Source organism: Bibersteinia trehalosi (assembly GCF_004346205.1).
GTDB classification, from domain to species: Bacteria; Pseudomonadota; Gammaproteobacteria; order Enterobacterales; family Pasteurellaceae; genus Bibersteinia; species Bibersteinia trehalosi.
This window is the reverse complement of the sequence record NZ_SMAM01000006.1, coordinates 133,974-148,108: the sequence shown is the minus strand read 5'-3', so window position 1 is coordinate 148,108 and position 14,135 is coordinate 133,974. Positions and strand designations below refer to the sequence as shown.

General features: G+C 40.7%; 11 protein-coding genes. 8 read left to right on the top strand and 3 right to left on the bottom strand.

From position 1 onward, the window contains the following. Positions 1–321: 321 nt before the first annotated feature. From malK to EDC51_RS07725, 7 genes are all read left to right on the top strand, one after another. Complete coding sequence (gene malK, locus EDC51_RS07755) at positions 322–1,440, top strand: maltose/maltodextrin ABC transporter ATP-binding protein MalK (RefSeq protein ID WP_131928601.1); 1,119 nt, start codon at positions 322–324, stop codon at positions 1,438–1,440. Positions 1,441–1,519: 79 nt separating this feature from the next. Continuing rightward, a complete protein-coding gene (locus tag EDC51_RS07750; RefSeq protein ID WP_025267296.1) occupies positions 1,520–2,791 on the top strand; it encodes a maltoporin in 1,272 nt (423 codons plus the stop codon). 78 nt (positions 2,792–2,869) lie between these two features. After that, on the top strand, positions 2,870–3,733 hold the full coding sequence (malM, locus tag EDC51_RS07745) for a maltose operon protein MalM (protein WP_131928600.1): 864 nt from the start codon (positions 2,870–2,872) through the stop codon (positions 3,731–3,733). Between the two features lie 165 nt (positions 3,734–3,898). Then, positions 3,899–4,228 (top strand): YbaB/EbfC family nucleoid-associated protein, encoded by a 330-nt coding sequence (locus tag EDC51_RS07740; protein ID WP_015431940.1) that lies wholly within the window; start codon positions 3,899–3,901, stop codon positions 4,226–4,228. Positions 4,229–4,299: 71 nt separating this feature from the next. Continuing rightward, positions 4,300–4,905 (top strand): recombination mediator RecR, encoded by a 606-nt coding sequence (recR, locus tag EDC51_RS07735; protein ID WP_015431939.1) that lies wholly within the window; start codon positions 4,300–4,302, stop codon positions 4,903–4,905. 163 nt (positions 4,906–5,068) lie between these two features. Further along, positions 5,069–6,916: a translational GTPase TypA gene (typA, locus tag EDC51_RS07730; RefSeq protein ID WP_015431938.1), complete on the top strand. Its 1,848-nt coding sequence runs from the start codon at positions 5,069–5,071 to the stop codon at positions 6,914–6,916. 62 nt (positions 6,917–6,978) lie between these two features. After that, on the top strand, positions 6,979–7,242 hold the full coding sequence (locus tag EDC51_RS07725; protein ID WP_064318261.1) for a GrxA family glutaredoxin: 264 nt from the start codon (positions 6,979–6,981) through the stop codon (positions 7,240–7,242). 86 nt (positions 7,243–7,328) lie between these two features. Here EDC51_RS07725 and EDC51_RS07720 read toward each other — a convergent pair whose 3' ends face one another. Further along, positions 7,329–8,960 carry an ABC transporter substrate-binding protein gene (locus EDC51_RS07720; RefSeq protein ID WP_064318262.1) on the bottom strand — a complete coding sequence of 544 codons (1,632 nt, stop codon included), beginning with the start codon at positions 8,958–8,960 and terminating at the stop codon, positions 7,329–7,331. 157 nt (positions 8,961–9,117) lie between these two features. After that, positions 9,118–10,119, bottom strand: coding sequence for a class 1 fructose-bisphosphatase (gene fbp, locus EDC51_RS07715; RefSeq protein ID WP_015431935.1), 1,002 nt, complete (start codon positions 10,117–10,119; stop codon positions 9,118–9,120). A 106-nt stretch (positions 10,120–10,225) separates the two neighbouring features. On the opposite strand from fbp, the gene mpl reads away from it, so the two are divergent. Then, positions 10,226–11,587 (top strand): UDP-N-acetylmuramate:L-alanyl-gamma-D-glutamyl-meso-diaminopimelate ligase, encoded by a 1,362-nt coding sequence (mpl, locus tag EDC51_RS07710; RefSeq protein ID WP_131928599.1) that lies wholly within the window; start codon positions 10,226–10,228, stop codon positions 11,585–11,587. Between the two features lie 42 nt (positions 11,588–11,629). On the opposite strand, the gene rnr is transcribed toward mpl, so the two are convergent. After that, positions 11,630–13,993, bottom strand: a complete 2,364-nt coding sequence (gene rnr, locus EDC51_RS07705; RefSeq protein WP_131928598.1) for a ribonuclease R — start codon at positions 13,991–13,993, stop codon at positions 11,630–11,632. Positions 13,994–14,135: the final 142 nt, after the last annotated feature.

The window sequence follows — 14,135 nt, the reverse complement described above, 5'->3', positions numbered from 1 at the left end:
CCCTAAGAGCGAATCAAATTATGAGCGGTTATTTATATTTGAGATCAGCCTTTACTCTACGCCCCCCTAAACAAAAATATGATCTAATTAACATTTTCACTAAATTTGTGATCTAGCTCACAAAAAACATGACAAAAAATGAGCATCGCTTAGCAAAATTTACAAAAAAATCTTTATTTCCTATTTTTCCTAAAATAAATATCTCTTCGTTTCTAATCCCTAAAAAAATCCTTTTAGGAGGATTTCTTCTTACATAGAAAGAGCGATTATCCTGCCGAAATTAAGATATTCGCAAAAGATATAAAGATATGAGGTTCTATTATGGCAAAGGTGTCACTGCATAATGTCGGCAAATCTTATGGCAATGTACATATCTCAAAAAATATTAATTTAGAAATTGAGGAAGGAGAATTTGTTGTTTTTGTTGGCCCTTCAGGCTGTGGCAAATCAACTCTACTTAGAATGATTGCCGGTCTTGAAGATATTACAACAGGTGAGCTTTATATTGGCGATAAATTAATGAATGATGTCGAACCGTCTAAACGTGGCATAGGTATGGTATTCCAATCCTATGCTCTATATCCGCATTTAGATGTAGCCGAAAATATGTCATTTGGTTTGAAATTAGCTGGAGTAAGCAAAGCTGAACGAACTCAAAGAGTCAATCAAGTTGCAGAAATTTTGCAACTTGCCCACCTATTAGATCGAAAACCAAAAGCGCTCTCCGGCGGACAACGCCAACGTGTTGCGATTGGACGTACGATAGTATCTCAACCAGAAGTCTTTTTATTAGATGAACCTCTCTCTAATCTTGATGCCGCATTACGTGTACAAATGCGAGTTGAGATCTCCAAACTACATAAACGATTAAATCGTACCATGATCTATGTTACTCATGATCAAGTAGAAGCAATGACATTAGCAGACAAAATAGTCGTTCTCAATGCAGGGGGAATCGCCCAAGTAGGTAAGCCACTAGAGCTTTATCATTACCCAGCTAACCGCTTTGTAGCAAGCTTTATTGGCTCACCTAAGATGAATTTCCTACCGGTCAAAATTACCAATGTGGAACCAGCGAAAGTACAAATTGAATTACCAAACGCAGAGCACCACAATTTCTGGATTCCAGTGTCCGGCGATAGAGTAAAAGCCGGTGAAATTTTATCGCTTGGCATCCGCCCAGAACATTTAGTGCCTGCAGATAAAGCCCCCATCTCTTTACGCGGCATAGTTCAGGCGGTCGAACTTTTAGGCAGCGAAACACAAATCCACTTAGAGATTCCTGAAATTAAACAACCTACATTAATTTATCGTCAAAATGATGTGTTATTAGCAAAAGAAGGGGAAACAATGGATATCGGCATTGTGCCTGAACGTTGCCATCTATTTAGAGAAGATGGTACGGCTTGCCAGCGTCTATTTACCGAAAAAGGAGTTTAAATTCCTTTGTTGGTTTGAAATCAAATTATTTTCAAACCAATTAATACACAACCTAAATTAGACTAAGAGAGGTCATTCTATGAAAAAAACACTTCTAGCAACGGCAATTGGTAGCATGCTATTCGCCACAAATATCGCAGCGGTAGAATTTCACGGTTATGCCCGTTCAGGCATTGGCTGGACATCTGGTGGTGGAGAGCAATCAGCATTTACGGTAAATGGCGGAGGCTCTAAATACCGTTTAGGTAATGAGTCAGACACTTATGCGGAATTGAAATTAGGTCAAGAGCTCTTCAAAAGTGGTGAAAAATCTATCTACTTTGATACTAACCTTGCCTATGGGGGTACACTCCATAACAATGACTGGACAGAAACAAGCCCCGCACTACGTGAATTAAATGTTCAGTTTAAGAATTTTGCCGATAGCTTACCTGGAGCAACATTATGGGCAGGTAAACGTTTTTATCAACGCCATGACGTTCATATGAACGACTTCTATTACTGGGATATTTCAGGCCCTGGTGCGGGGATTGAAAATATTGATCTCGGAATAGGTAAATTGTCTTTAGCTGTCACGAGAGATACCGAGAAAGACGGTGCATTCTCTTATTACTACGATTATGCAAAAAAAGCGTATGTCAGTGATCGTAACACCAAAAAAGAGGTATATAACGACATTTTTGATATTCGTTTAGCTGGCATCGAACTATGGAAAGATGGTTCTCTTGAATTAGGTTTTGACTACGCAAATGCCCATACAAAAGATGGCAGTAAATTTAATAATGATAAAGCCACTAAAAACGGCTACATGGTTACTGCAGAATATACTCAAGGTAATTTCTTTGGTGGCTTTAATAAATTTACCGCACAGTATGCGACAGATTCCATGACATCTTGGAATAATGGTCATGCTCAAGGCTCACTTGCCAGTAATAAAGGAAATATGCTGCGCTTAATTAATCAGGGTGTAGTGCAAGCTAGTGACAAAATCGAGCTTATGTACGCGTTAATCTATGAAAAAACAGACCTTGATAATAAACAAGGTAAAACATGGTATTCAGCGGGGATTCGTCCAATGTACAAATGGACTGATACCATGAGTACACTATTAGAGGTTGGCTATGATCGCATTAAAGATCAAGCTTCTGGTAAGAAAAATGACCTCATGAAATATACTATTGCGCAACAATGGCAAGCAGGTAACAGTATTTGGGCGCGCCCTGCCATTCGAGTCTTTGCCACCTATGCACATTGGAATGATAAATTCAATACTGAAAATCGTACTAACTTAGGCTATAAAGCGAAAGACAGTGAATTTATTGGTGGCGTTCAATTTGAAGCATGGTGGTAAACATATTAAGGGTAGGCAATGATGCCTACCCAGAGATACCACTCCTCGTTAAAATTTCATCACAATATAGAGGTTAATATGAAAAAAAGACTTATTACTACACTTTCATTAGCAAGCTTACTATTCAGTTACCCTAGCTTAGCTGGGCATTTAACGCCAACACCTCATATTAACTCACAAGAATTAGCTAAAATACAGTGGCAAGATGTTGCTCTTACTCAAGAAGTAAAAACCAATTTAGTGGAAAAACAACAACAATCATTCACAACCGCTTTTGCTGGTATAGCAAGTCCTGTTGCTGCATATCGTATTCCAGCAAACCAAGGCACGTTAAATATTGAAATTGAAAGTTCTGTACTAGAAAAAAATCTTTTTGTTCCAAATGTGATTGTTTTGGATAGTCACTTTAATATTGCAGCAACCTATTCTTCCGCTGATTTCACATTACTAGAAGAGCGAGGTTTAAAAGGAAATCGCCTAAGCGCTGAATTAAAATTAACTCCACTTGCAAATCAAGACTACATTTATTTACTTGTCTATACTACAAAACAAGACTTAGATAAAAGTACAACTATTCCTCATCCGGCAAAAGTTTATGCTAAGGCCACTGGCAAACAGCCTCCAAGCATTAAGGATATTGAAGTAAAACATAGCTTATCAGGAGAAATTTATCTTAATGTAAATGGGTTAAATAACAGCAAATTTATCGGTTTGCCGACAACGATTTTTAATTCCCATCAACCTCAAACACAAATAGCATCTGCACATAATCAGAGAACAACCAAAGTAGATAAAGATACTGAGCACTATTTTAATCAAGCAGTGCAAAAAGCGTTGAAAGCGAAAGATATAAATAAAGCGCTCAACCTCATTAACGAAGCAGAAAAATTAGGTTTGAGTACCCCTCGCCAAATATTTTTAAAGAATGTAAATACAAATTAAGGCTTATAGATAATAATTTTTCATAATATTGATACGTTCACCTTTTACCCTATCAACTCTATTTGATAGGGTATTTCTCTATCCGAATAGGATATAAAAGAACATTGTAGAGAAAGCGCGCTTAAAGTAAAATACTGCCTTATTTTTGATTTACGGAGAATACTCATGTTTGGAAAAGGCGGCTTAGGCGGCTTAATGAAACAAGCTCAGCAAATGCAAGAGCGTATGCAAAAAATGCAAGAAGAGATCGCACAGTTAGAAGTTACAGGAGAATCTGGTGCGGGCTTAGTAAAAATAACGATCAATGGCGCACATAACTGTCGTCGTATTGAAATCGATCCATCATTAATGGAAGATGACAAAGAAATGTTAGAAGACTTAATCGCTGCCGCATTTAACGATGCTGTGCGTCGCGCAGAAGAGATGCAAAAAGAGAAAATGGCTAGTGTAACGGCTGGCATGCAGTTACCCGCGGGAATGAAATTTCCGTTTTAATGCGGCTACAACATTATTTTAGGGGCGTATAACATACGCCCCTACATTTTTACTGTGAATTTAGGATAACAATGCAAACTAGCCCTTTACTTGAAAATCTAATTGAAGCCCTACGCATTCTACCTGGCGTCGGACCAAAATCCGCACAGCGTATGGCGTATCATTTATTACAACGTAATCGACAAGGCGGTCTCAATCTTGCAAAAGCCTTAAATGAAGCGATGAGCCACATTGGGCATTGCCAATCTTGCCGTACGTTTACCGAAGAAGAACATTGCAATATCTGCCAAAATCCACGTCGCCAAATGAGTGGACAACTCTGTATTGTTGAAATGCCTGCAGATATTCAAGCAATAGAACAAACGGGGCAATTCTCAGGGCGTTATTTTGTTTTGATGGGCCGACTTTCCCCATTAGATGGTATAGGCCCGCGTGAGATTGGCTTAGATTTATTGCAAAAGCGGCTTGAAGAAGAATCGTTTCATGAAGTGATTTTAGCGACAAATCCAACTAAAGAGGGTGATGTTACCGCAAACTATATTGCCGAAATGTGTTTAGTACATAATATTAAAGTGACTCGTATTGCTCACGGCATCCCTGTTGGTGGCGAGCTAGAAATGGTTGATAGTGAAACATTACTTCACTCTTTTATGGGGCGCTCAAATATCACCTTGTAGGAGCTTGCAAATTTTTACGCAAAACTGACCGCTTGTTTTCTATGCGACTTTGTGAAATTTCTGTATAATTCTATCTACTCAAATTTTTGACGATTGTCATAATCTGAATTTCCGTTCGCTGGGCTCGCCCAGCGTTTTATTTTTTCTCATATAAGATATTCCAATGCAAAAAATTGATATTCAAAAACTGCGTAACATCGCAATTATTGCTCACGTTGACCACGGTAAAACAACATTGGTTGATAAACTTCTCAAACTTTCTGGTACGCTAGACACATCTCGTGGTGATGTGGACGAGCGAGTGATGGATTCCAACGATCTAGAAAAAGAGCGTGGTATTACCATTTTAGCGAAAAATACCGCAATTAACTGGAACGATTATCGCATTAACATCGTAGATACCCCAGGACACGCCGACTTCGGTGGTGAAGTAGAGCGTGTGCTTTCTATGGTTGATTCGGTACTACTCGTGGTGGACGCTTTTGATGGCCCAATGCCACAAACCCGTTTCGTAACTCAAAAAGCCTTCGCACACGGTTTAAAACCGATTGTGGTTATCAACAAAGTAGATAGACCGGGTGCACGCCCTGACTGGGTGGTGGATCAAGTGTTTGATTTGTTCGTCAATCTTGGTGCAACCGATGAGCAGTTAGATTTCCCAATCATTTACGCCTCAGCATTAAACGGTGTGGCTGGCTTAGATCACGAAGATTTAGCCCCGAATATGGATCCGCTATTTGAAGCGATCGTTGAACACGTTTCTCCGCCTGATGTGGAATTAGACGCACCATTCCAAATGCAAATCTCACAATTAGATTACAGCAAATACTTAGGCGTTATCGGTATTGGCCGTATCAAACGTGGTACAGTAAAACCAAATCAACCTGTAACCATTATTGACCGTGAAGGCAAAACGCGTAATGGCCGTGTGGGGCAAGTGTTAGGCCACTTAGGCTTACAGCGTTATGAAGCGGAAGAAGCCTACGCTGGCGATATTATTGCGATCACTGGTTTAGGCGAACTGAATATTTCTGATACACTTTGCGACATCAACAACGTAGAAGCATTGCCAGCATTAAGCGTGGACGAACCAACCGTAACAATGTTCTTCTGTGTAAACACTTCTCCATTCTGTGGTAAAGAGGGTAAATTTGTAACCTCTCGCCAAATTTTAGAACGCTTGAAAAAAGAGTTAGTCCACAACGTAGCATTGCGTGTAGAAGAAACTGATGATGCAGACGTATTTAGCGTATCTGGTCGTGGCGAATTACACTTGTCTGTGTTAATTGAAAATATGCGTCGTGAAGGCTATGAATTAGCGGTATCTCGTCCGAAAGTAATCTTCAAAGAGATTGACGGACGCAAACAAGAGCCATTTGAGCAAGTCACCATTGATATTGAAGAGCAACATCAAGGGGCGGTAATGGAAGCATTGGGTATCCGTAAGGGCGAAGTGAAAGATATGATTCCAGATGGTAAAGGTCGTACCCGTTTAGAGTATGTGATTCCAAGCCGTGGCTTAATCGGTTTCCGTAACGAATTTATGACAATGACTTCAGGTACTGGTTTACTCTACTCTTCATTCAGCCACTACGATGATGTTAAACCGGGTGATATTGGTCAGCGTATCAACGGTGTGTTAATCTCTAACGGTACAGGTAAAGCACTTGCTTACTCACTCTACAATCTACAAGATCGTGGTAAGTTAATGATCGATCACGGTGCGGAAATTTACGAAGGTCAGGTTATCGGTATCCACAGCCGTTCAAACGACTTAACCGTAAACCCACTAGAAGGGAAGAAACTGACCAATATGCGTGCAAGCGGTAAAGATGATGCATTAACGCTGACTACCCCAGTGAAATTTACGCTAGAACAAGCGTTAGAATTTATTGATGACGATGAGTTAGTGGAAGTAACGCCTACTTCTGTGCGTATTCGTAAGAAATTGCTTACCGAAGTTGAGCGTAAACGTGCAAGTCGTACCACAACCAGTACTAGCACAAGATAATTATTCGGGGGCGAATGTAATTCGCCCCTACGTTCATTAAAACCAGTCAAAAGGAAAAAACTATGTTCGTAGAAATCTTTGGGCGTCATACTTGCCCATACTGCACCCGTGCAAAAGCCTTAGCAGAAAAAATGAAAGCTGAATTACCAGATTTTGATTTTGAATTTATTGATATGCCGGCAAAAGGTATTGAAAAAGCCGATTTAGAACCTCGTGTTGGTGGCCCTGTTGCCACTGTGCCACAAATCTTTTTAGATAATCAACACGTAGGTGGTTGCACCGATTTCCAAGCGTTGGTTAAAGCAAAATTTGGGATTGAAGTTTAGTATATCCCTTATTAAGGCAACACAAACTAAATAAAAAAATCCACTTAATTCATCATTAAGTGGATTTTTTATACTCAAGAAACTGATTAATCCGCTAATTTCACACCATAGAAATAAGAATAACCGAATGGGCTTTGTTTATAATCAATCACCCGTTTACTTACAGGTGCAAAGCCAATTGAATGGGCTACGTTAATCCATGGCGCTTGTTCGTGTAATAACACTTGTGCTTGCTCATAGAGTTTTGCTCTGGCTTCTTTATCTGAGAGACTAACTGCCTTCGTTAATAATGCGTCTAAATCTGCATTTTTAAAACGCGCATAGTTACTATTACCGACATTCTCGCTGCCAAATAGCGGCGATAAAAAGTTATCAGGATCACCATTATCTCCCGACCAACCATAAGTTCCTGCCGTTAATTCCCCTGCCTTAGTACGCTTGATGTAATCTCCCCATTCATAAGAAACTAATTCAGATTTTACACCCACTTTTTCCCAGTCTGCCTGAATTAACTCTGCCATACGACGAGGATTCGGATTAGATGCACGCACAACAGGCTGCACCCAGATTTGCGTTTCAAAACCATTCTCTAGCCCTACTTCTTTTAATAGTGCTTTAGCTTTTTCTGGATTGTATTCATAATCTGTAATTTGATTATTGTATCCCCAAATCGTTGGAGGTAGAGGATTTTTCGCAGCCACACCTGCTCCACGGTAAACAGCATCAATAATCGCATTTTTATCTACCGCATAGTTCAATGCTTGGCGAACTTTAACATTATCAAATGGTGCTTTTTCGGTATTAAATGCAATATAAGCGATGTTCAATCCCTCTTGAGAAAGTAAATTTACTTTCGGATCGGTTTTCATTTTTTCCAGATCTGTCACATTTGGGAAATCAATCATATCACATGAACCTGCTTGCAATTTGGCATAACGAGCAGTTGCATCTGGCACAATATCAAAAATCAAACTATCAATATCTGCTTTACCTTTCCAATATTCTGCATTAGCAAGAAAACGCACTTTTTGATCAAGTTGATAACCTGCAAAAATAAATGGACCAGTACCAATTGGGGTGGTATCTAAGACCTCTGGTGTCCCTGCTGCAAGTAATTTCTCTGCATACTCAGCGGAATAAATAGAGATGAAATCCATACCTAAACTAGATAGAAATGTTGAATCCGCATAGTTCAGGCTGATTTTTACCGTATGATCATCCACTTTTTCTACAGCTTTCAACAGTTTCGGGAATTTCATTGAATTGAAATACGGATAAGTTGCTTTTGATACACTATGATATGGGTGTTCTTTATCTAACTGACGTTGGAATGAGAATAACACATCGTCTGCATTAAATTCACGGCTTGGAGTGTAATCTTTCGTAGTATGAAATTTCACGCCTTTACGCAAATAGAAGGTATAAGTTAAACCATCTTCACTGACCTCCCAGCGTTCAGCAAGTGCTGGCTCAATCGCAGTTGAACCTCGCACAAACTCTACTAAACGGTTATACACTTGTTGAGAGCTTGCATTGTAAGACTGACCATCCATGGTTAAAGCTGGACTAAATGCCGTTGGCGAACGGCTCACGCAGTTAATAAAAGTTTTATTGCCTGTTTTTGCGGTGGTTGTCGCGCTTGTACTTTTATCATCACAAGCGGTTAAAAAAACACTGGTTGCGACCGCAACTAGGGTTAAAGGGGTACGTAGTTTCATAAAAAACTCCATCTAAAAGAAAAATCAGGCAAAAGATACCTATTCCCAATGAATAGGTAAAGAACGAAAGGAATATAGTTATAACAAAATATTATAAAAGAATGACAAGCGGTCGTTTTTGCATTTTTTTACTCAAAATCAACCGCTTGAGAGATGATTAAAGGAATTCTTGCATAAAGTGGTGAGCCTTTTCCATCATATCTCTTGAGCCAACAAAGAGTGGCACTCGCTGATGTAGCTCTGTTGGTTTAATATCTAAGATTGGTGTAAACCCATCGGTTGCCAAACCTCCTGCTTGCTCGGCCAAAAACGCCATTGGATTGCCTTCATATAGCAAGCGTAATTTACCGCTTGGGTAGCGTGTTGAGGTTGGATAAATATAGATCCCACCTTTTAACAAATTACGATGAAAATCGGAAACTAATGAACCAATATAGCGAGAAGAATAAGGACGTTTGGTTGCTTTATCTTCTTCTTGGCAATATTTAATAAATTTCTTCACTCCCATTGGGAAAGTGACATATTGTCCTTCATTAATAGAGTAATATTTGCCAATATGTGGCATCTGCATATTTGGATGAGAAAGAATAAACAATCCGAGTGATGGATCATAGGTAAACCCGTTCACCCCATTACCCGTAGTATAAACTAGCATAGTTGAAGAGCCATAAGTCACATAGCCTGCAGCCACTTGTTTGCGCCCTTCCTGCAAGAAATCATCAATGGTTACCGGAGTACCAATTGGTGAAACACGTTTATAAATGGAAAAAATTGTGCCTACTGAAACATTCACATCAATATTAGATGAGCCATCAAGAGGATCTGTCATCAAGACATATTTAGCATTACGCCCCCGCTCCGTATCAAATGCAACAAAAGAATCATCTTCTTCCGAAGCAAATCCGGCAACGTCCCCCCTTGCGATCAATGCTTTTTTCAGGGTTTCATTAGCAAATACGTCTAATTTCATTTGAATTTCACCCTGTACATTCTCATCACCTGACATGCCCAAAATATCTTGGGTTAAGCCCGCACGATTAATATCGCGATGAATAATTTTGGCAGCTAAACGAATAGAAGAAAGAATACCGCTGAGCTCCCCCGTTGCCCCTGGGTATTCCGCTTGCCGTTCAACAATAAATTCACCTAATGTTTTCATTCTTATTGTCCTTCGTGTGTTAGAATGCTGAAATTATAGATGAGAGATTTTCTTCATTTGCTGAAGAAAATCGTTTTTGTGAGATTGATCACACTTTAGAAGGTTAATGATGAAAAAACACATTCACATTCTCGGCATTTGCGGTACTTTTATGGGAGGAGTGGCAATTATTGCCCGTGAACTAGGTTACAAAGTAACTGGGTCTGACACTAATGTTTACCCTCCAATGAGTACTTTTTTAGAAAATAGCGGTATTGAGATTATTCCCCATTTTGACCCCGCCCAGCTTGACCCCGCACCAGATATGGTGATTATTGGTAATGCAATGAAACGTGGAAATCCATGCGTAGAATATGTGCTCAATAACCGTCTTAACTTCACTTCAGGCCCACAATGGTTACACGATAATCTCCTAAAAAATCGCTGGGTATTAGCCGTTTCTGGTACACATGGTAAAACCACAACCACAGGCATGTTAGCGTGGATCTTAGAAAAAAACGGCATTGAGGCAGGTTTTCTAATTGGCGGAGTGGCAGGTAATTTTGGCATTTCAGCTCGTGCGGGCGATAGTGAATTTTTTGTCATTGAAGCCGATGAGTACGATTCTGCCTTCTTCGATAAGCGCTCTAAATTCGTACATTATTCGCCCAAAACACTTATCATCAACAATATTGAATTTGATCATGCAGATATTTTTGAGGATCTCAAAGCCATTCAGCGCCAATTCCATCATATGATCCGAGCCATGCCAGAAAACGGGCGTATTCTTTCTGCTAGTGCAGATCAACATGCGCAAGATACACTCGCAATGGGTAACTATAGCGAATTACAGTTTATCGGCAAAGAAAAAGAATGGTACGCGCAGGCATTAAAAAGCGATTGCACAGAGTTTGAGATTTATCATTTTGGACAAAAAGCCGGCACAGTAAAATGGCAAATTTTAGGGGCACATAATATGCACAACGCGCTAATGGCAATTGCAGCGGCAAATCATGCTGGTGTTGAAATTAGCGCTGCTTGTGAAGCACTAGGAACATTTGTGAATGCGAATCGCCGTCTAGAAGTAAAAGGAAACGTGAATGGCATAACCGTTTACGATGATTTCGCTCACCACCCAACAGCTATTGAAGCAACAATTGCTGCATTACGGGGTAAAGTTGGTGATGAGCGCATTCTGGCAGTGCTGGAACCACGTTCTAATACAATGAAAATGGGCGTACATAAAGATGAAATCGCACCATCGCTAAAAGATGCCGATGAAGTCTTTATTTACCAACCTAATAACATTCCTTGGTCTGTGGGCGAGATTACCGCCGAACTCAAACAAAAAGCCGAATGGTCAGCCAACCTTGATGAGCTTGTGGCAATGATCAAAGCGGAAGCTAAACAGGGTGATCATATTTTGGTAATGAGTAACGGGGCATTTGGTGGAATTCACGCAAAATTGTTAGTAGAACTTGCTAAATAATCGGTAAAAATTGGGGGTAGATTTTCATCTCCCCCCAATTTTTTAACGCTTTTTCCGGCTTTTCGCCGTTGCTTTGCGATCTTTTTTCGCTTGGTTTTTATTTGGTTTGGCACTTGCTACTTCGATAAACACTTTCGGTTTGTTGGCTTTCGCTTTTGCAGATTTTTCCGCTTTTTCCACCGCTTGCATCGCTTTTTTCTTTGCCGTTTTGCCCGCAGATTTTGGTGTTTTCAAGCTAGTAATTAAAGCGAAATCAATCTTCTTATCATCAAGATTAACGCCAATTACTCGTACTTTAACTGGATCGCCCAAGCGATACATCACGCCGTTGCCACCGACTAAGCGTTGGCGTTCGTTGTCGAAGTGGTAGTAGCCATTATCAAGGGTGGAAATATGTACTAAGCCATCAATCAACAATTCATTCAGTTTCACAAACAGCCCAAAGCCTGTGACACTAGAAATCACACCATCAAATTCATCACCCACGTGATCTTGCATATATTCGCATTTCAGCCAGTCAGCAACCTCTCGAGTGGCTTCATCCGCTCTGCGTTCGGTTGCAGAACATTTTTCACCAAATTGGTACATATCGTCCAAGTTGTAGTGATAACCACCGCCATCGGTGTAACGACGAGTGTTGCCTTTGCTTTTTTCGATTAAATATTTAATCGCACGGTGTAAAAGCAAATCAGGATAACGGCGGATTGGCGAAGTAAAGTGCGCGTATTCGCCTAATGCCAAGCCGAAATGTCCTTCGTTATCTGGTGAATAAACTGCCTGTTTAAGCGAACGAAGGAGCATTGTTTGGATCAGCTCTTTATCTGGACGCTCCTGTACTTCGGCAAGCAATTTAGCGTAATCACTTGGCGTTGGCGACAGCCCACCATCAAGGAACAAGCCACATTCACGCAAGAAGGTGCGGAAACTGGTTAGTTTTTCTTCGCTTGGCTGAGCGTGAATACGGTATAACGCTGGCTCATCAACTTTCTCAACAAAACGTGCCGCAGCAATGTTGGCTAAAATCATACACTCTTCAATGATTTTATGCGCATCGTTACGGATTAACGGTTCAATGCGTTCAATGCGTCCTTGTGGATTGAACACAAATTGATTTTCGATAGTTTCAAACTCAATTGCTCCCCGCTTTTGGCGAGTATCCATCAACACCTTATACATCGCATGTAACTCCTCCAAGTGGGGAACTAGTGCTGCATAGCGTTCACGCAAAGTTTCATCGCCTTCGAGAATATTCCACACTTTGGTATAGGTAAGGCGCGCGTGCGAGTTCATTACCGCTTCGTAAAATTCATAGCCGGTGAGTGTGCCTTGCTCAGAAATCGTCATTTCCGCAACGAGGCATAGGCGATCCACTTGCGGATTGAGTGAACATAAGCCATTAGAGAGCACTTCAGGCAACATTGGGATCACCCGATTTGGGAAATAGACCGAGTTACCACGCTGTGCCGCTTCTAAATCCAGTGCGGTTTTCGGGCGAACATAGTAGCTCACATCGGCAATTGCCACCCACAGCCGCCAACCGTTTTGTTCACGTTGGCAGAATACCGCATCATCAAAATCTCTGGCACTTTCGCCATCAATGGTAACTAATGGCAGTTCACGCAGATCAACTCGCCCTTGTTTTGCTTCTTCGGGAACCTCTTCTTCAAAATGGCGAATCTGCTTTTCTACGCCATCGCTCCAAACATGGGGGATCTCGTGATTACGCAGCGCGATCTCAATTTCCATTCCTGGGGCAAGATTATCGCCTAAAATTTCGGTAATCACCCCAACAGGGCGCTTGAAATCGGCTTTTCGTGGTTGCAGTTCAACAACCACAACTTGCCCCATTCTTGCCCCCAAGCGATGCTCTTCTGGGATCAAAATATCTTGATTGATGCGGCTATCATCCGGCACAACAAAGCTAATACCGCTTTCGGTAAAGAACCGTCCGACAATCTGTTTTTTGCGAGACTCAAGCACACGCACGATCCGCACTTCTTTACGCCCACGTCTGTCTGTCCCATTCGGTTGCGCTAGTACAAAATCACCGTGTAATACACGCACCATTTGGCTATTTGGAATAAACCAGTCGTCTGAACCTTCCACTTGCAAAAAGCCATAACCATCACGATGACCTATCACGGTGCCTTTAAGCAAGTCCATTTTTTCTGGTAAAGCGTAACGTTTACGCTTGGTAAATACTAATTGGCCATCATTTTCCATCGCACGCAGGCGGCGACGAATAGCTTCACTGCGTTCCTCATCATAAATATGGAAAGCATCGAGCAATTCATCGCGACTCATTGGGGCATCAAAATCACGGATAGTTTGTAAAATAAATTCTCTGCTTGGTACAGGATTTTCGTATTTTTCTAATTCTTGTTGGTAATTTGGATCAAGTATCATAAAAAATTCCTTTAATAAAATAACTTACTGTTTTTGTTATAGTAATAGACACGCTAGGCGTGAAAGAACATTCAAATATGAATAAAAATGAAAGGCAACAGATAAATTTGATGCCGCTAATTTGACGGGAAAGCTGTGAAAA